The 4,100-nt window shown below is 40.8% G+C and carries 4 protein-coding genes; 1 reads left to right on the forward strand and 3 read right to left on the reverse strand.

What is annotated here, in order from left to right:
- A partial coding sequence (locus tag AC3LHT_RS06885; protein ID WP_488662385.1) for a hypothetical protein occupies nucleotides 1-1,602 on the reverse strand: 1,602 nt, incomplete at its 3' end.
- Between the two features lie 43 nt (nucleotides 1,603-1,645).
- Between AC3LHT_RS06885 and AC3LHT_RS06890 the strand changes: the two genes are divergently transcribed.
- A complete protein-coding gene (locus AC3LHT_RS06890) occupies nucleotides 1,646-1,975 on the forward strand; it encodes a DUF4258 domain-containing protein (protein WP_488662386.1) in 330 nt (109 codons plus the stop codon).
- Nucleotides 1,976-2,013: 38 nt separating this feature from the next.
- Here AC3LHT_RS06890 and groL read toward each other — a convergent pair whose 3' ends face one another.
- Both groL and groES read right to left on the reverse strand, forming a co-directional pair.
- Nucleotides 2,014-3,636: a chaperonin GroEL gene (groL, locus tag AC3LHT_RS06895; RefSeq protein ID WP_290644868.1), complete on the reverse strand. Its 1,623-nt coding sequence runs from the start codon at nucleotides 3,634-3,636 to the stop codon at nucleotides 2,014-2,016.
- 15 nt (nucleotides 3,637-3,651) lie between these two features.
- On the reverse strand, nucleotides 3,652-3,921 hold the full coding sequence (groES, locus tag AC3LHT_RS06900; RefSeq protein ID WP_068346901.1) for a co-chaperone GroES: 270 nt from the start codon (nucleotides 3,919-3,921) through the stop codon (nucleotides 3,652-3,654).
- Between the last annotated feature and the right edge of the window lie 179 nt (nucleotides 3,922-4,100).

Consider the following 4,100-nt stretch of genomic DNA (forward strand, 5'->3'; position numbering starts at 1 on the left):
ATCATTATAGCACAGCAATTTATATCCGAGCCACAAGTTCCCTGCCCATAACATTATGGGTACAAAAGCACCGAAAAGCAGCCGCGTAAGCAAATTTCCCGGGACTCTCATGAACAATAACATGACATCGATTTTTCCCAGAATTAAGAGAGCCGCGGGCAAAGCTGTGAATATAGGTAATAGGCTACTCACCAAAAATGAGAGTATAGCACCCGTCAAATTCAGCGCTTTGAAAACGTTCTTGCTTTCCCCTGTACCGAACTTTCGCTCCAGTATTCCACCGAAGACCGTGAGTGCAAAAATAGTTGGTATCATAAAGAGTTGAAAAAGAAACATAAACTGATTAATGTTTGGAATCTCGCTTTGAATATATATACCAAGCACAAAGCTTATCAATCCAAAAAGCCCCCAGATGATTAGAACTTTGGAAAAGGCAAAACTGAACGAAGTAATAGGAAATACCTTTTTGAAATCATTCATTCTTCGTTCAAAGGCAAAGAGAGCAGTAGAAGCCACAGTGGTGTAATTTGACAGAAGAAAAACGAAAAGGCCTAATAACTGTACTATCCCTGTTCCTTTAACAAGCAATGGATTTGCCAGAATGATCACGGGCAAAAAAAGAGCTGGATAAAGAAAGGCAAATATGAGTTTGGGTTCTCTGAAAATCAATAGTGTATCCTTTTTCAAGAGAGACAAAAATGGTGGAAGATAATGAACTTTTCCAGATATGTTCTTTGTCTTTCTGGAGGTCGACCAGAGTTTATTTAGTATTACGGAGTAATACTTTCTACCAATCAATTCAACAGCACCACCAAGTGAGATAACAAGCACTAAAAAATACAGGGTTTCTTTCGCCCCGCTTGTAATTGCCTTGACAAACAAAGTCCAAGGAAGGAATTTCGACGTGGCAACACCACTAAAAGCTAAGAGTCTATCTGCAATTTCAAGAGGCGAGGCGCTTTCCAAAGTGGAGAAATCCATTATTCGGAGCGTAAAAACAAAAACAACAAGGGTTACAGCGGTCATTATTGCGGATATGTATTTCATCATCTTTCCACTGGTGAAAAAAACTATAACTGTTGAAATCAAGATGTTCACGTAAAATATTTCAACAATGAAAAGAAAGAGCAATAACGAAACTCTCAAAAAATCCCAGTCTTTGTAACCGAGTCCATAAAGTGCCCCAAGAAAGAAAGGTGAAAAGAGAATCAATGGAAGGCTTGCAGAGGAGAGTATCTCAAAAAGCTGAGCCCTGAAGATGTTCGAACGTTTTATTGGAATATGCCAGAGGGTTTCGAGCTTGTCTGCAAAAAAAAGATTCGAAACTGTGATTGGAATATCGCTTCCTAGCATTATCACAAATATTATCGAAGAAAAAAACGATATTATCACCTCTGAAAGGTCCACATCTGTCAATGGCTTTAATTTTTGAGACAGTTCTGATATTTTTTCAAAGTTAGGGATGAAATAGATTTTAAGGTAGAATAGCAATGGAAAGAGAATAAGGAACAATATACCTGTAACCATAAACATGAGGATGAGTCCCTTTGTCTTGTATCTCATAATACTGTGGAGCTGTTCCCTTATTCTCCATTTGATCAACAATATAAATTCCATGATATTAATTTTAGGACAGGAGTTTATCATGCAGTTCTTCTTTTTTGTTATTATTGCTTTAATTATTGTTATGTTCATTGTCGAAAGCCCACGGGTAAAAAATTCCCGGGAAAAAAGCAATGGGCAAAAAACAAAAGTAAATGTAGGAGATATAAGGTTTACCTCTCATGCCCTGCAGCGTCTTAATGAACGTGGAATTGATGTAGAAGAGATTGAACGCATGATTTTAGACCCGTCTTCTAAAGCCGCTATTGAAGAAAATGGAAACATAAGACTGGAAAAAAATGGAATTGTAGTCATCTTCAGAAAGGAACTGATGGGAATACTTGTGATTACCATATTTTCAGACAACAAATAAAAAGGGAGGGGCTTTCCCTCCCTTTACTTTTATTTTAATCAGTATTCAGGCATCGGTGGTGTTGCGGGTTCTTTCTTTTCTTCGGGTTTTTCAACAATTGCTGCTTCTGTTGTGAGCAGGATGCCCGCGATAGAAGCTGCGTTCTGCAAAGCGCTTCTTGTAACTTTGACAGGATCGACAATACCAGCTTCGAACATGTTTACAAACTTGTCGTTGAGTGCATCATATCCCTTGACAGCATCATCGAGCTCCAGCACTTTATGAACGATAACCGCACCATCGAGGCCAGCATTGGAAGCTATCTGTCTCATAGGCATGTCGATGGACTTATAAACGATTTGCACACCGATTTTCATGTCGGCGTCTTCAGTTTCATTGAGAAGTTTTTCAACGGCTTTTTTCGCCCTGACAAGTGCCACTCCGCCGCCAGCGACGATTCCCTCTTCAACAGCAGCTCTTGTTGCGCTGAGAGCGTCTTCGATTCTGTGCTTCTTTTCTTTGAGTTCGGTTTCGGTAGCAGCACCGACCTTGATTACTGCCACGCCACCAGATAGCTTAGCGAGCCTTTCCTGAAGTGTTTCTTTTTCGTAGTCAGAAGTTGTCTGTTCAATCTGAGCCTTGATCTGGCCAATTCTCTGCTTAATCTTTTCAGGATCGCCCTTTCCATCAACGATGATAGTGTCGTCCTTTTTGACCTTCACCATGCCAGCTGTTCCCAGATCTTCCAATGAGACGTTTTCAAGGGTCAGGCCAACCTCTTCGCTGATAACTGTTCCACCAGTTAGAATGGCGATATCCTGAAGCATTGCCTTTCTCCTGTCACCAAAACCAGGAGCTTTTATAGCTATTGATTCAAGAGTACCCCTGAGTTTGTTGAGGACTAATGTGGAAAGAGCTTCACCTTCAACGTCTTCAGCTATGATGACAAGAGGCTTCCCGGCCTGTGCAACTTTTTCCAATATGGAAACAATGGGTTTCACAGCGGAGAGTTTCTTGTCGGTGATGAGGATATAAGGTTCTTTGATGACTGCTTCCATTTTTTCCGGGTCTGTAACAAAGTATGGGGAGATGTAGCCTCTGTCGAACTGCATACCTTCGACGAATTCCACATAGGTTTCCAGTGTCTTCGAGTCTTCGACAGTTATAACGCCATCTTCTCCAACTTTGTCCATTGCCTCGGCGATGAGTTCCCCGATAGAGGGATCGTTTGCTGAAATAGCGGCAACGTGTGCAATGTCCTCACGGGTGGAGAGTTTCTTTGACATTGAGCGTATTTCTTCAACGGCTTTTTCAACAGCTTTTTCAATTCCTCTTTTGATAAGAATGGGATTAGCACCGGCTGTAACATTTTTAAGGCCTTCTTTTATCATGGCCTGAGCCAAAACGGTGGCTGTTGTCGTACCATCACCGGCAATGTCGTTAGTCTTAGAAGCGACTTCTTTTACCAGCTGAGCACCGAGGTTTTCAAATTTATCCTCCAGTTCTATCTCCTTGGCAATAGAAACTCCATCATTGGTTATTGTGGGAGAGCCCCAGCTCTTTTCAAGTACTACATTTCTCCCTTTGGGACCAAGTGTGATTTTAACGGCGTTTGCAACAGCGTCTACTCCTTTTTCAAGAGCTGTCCTTGCTTCTTCACTGAACCTTATAATTTTAGGCATTCAGACTACCCCCTTTCAGTCTTCGATTTTCGCTAGAATGTCGTCCTGGTCAATGACGATATAATCCTCGTCGTCGATCTTTATTTCCGTTCCAGCGTACTTTGAGAATATTACTTTGTCACCGGCTTTGATGTCAAGGTCTTCAACATCTTTACCGACTTCAATGACTTCAGCCTTCATGGGTTTCTCTTTAGCAGTGTCTGGAAGGACAATGCCTCCCTCAGTCTTTCTTTCCTCTTTGATGGGTTTAATGAGCAACCTTGAACCTAATGGAATAACCTTCATACAACGACCTCCTTTCATTTTTCAGAAGAAATATTAGCACTCTAAGTGTTAGTTTGCTAACAAAATGATAAAACAAAAAACGGACATCTTCAATTCCGAAAATAACACATATTATGTGTCTACTTGGTATTACACCGGAATATTTGTTGTTATAGTGAGAAAACTTTGTTTTTTATATC

The sequence above is a fragment of the Kosmotoga sp. genome (assembly GCF_982836095.1).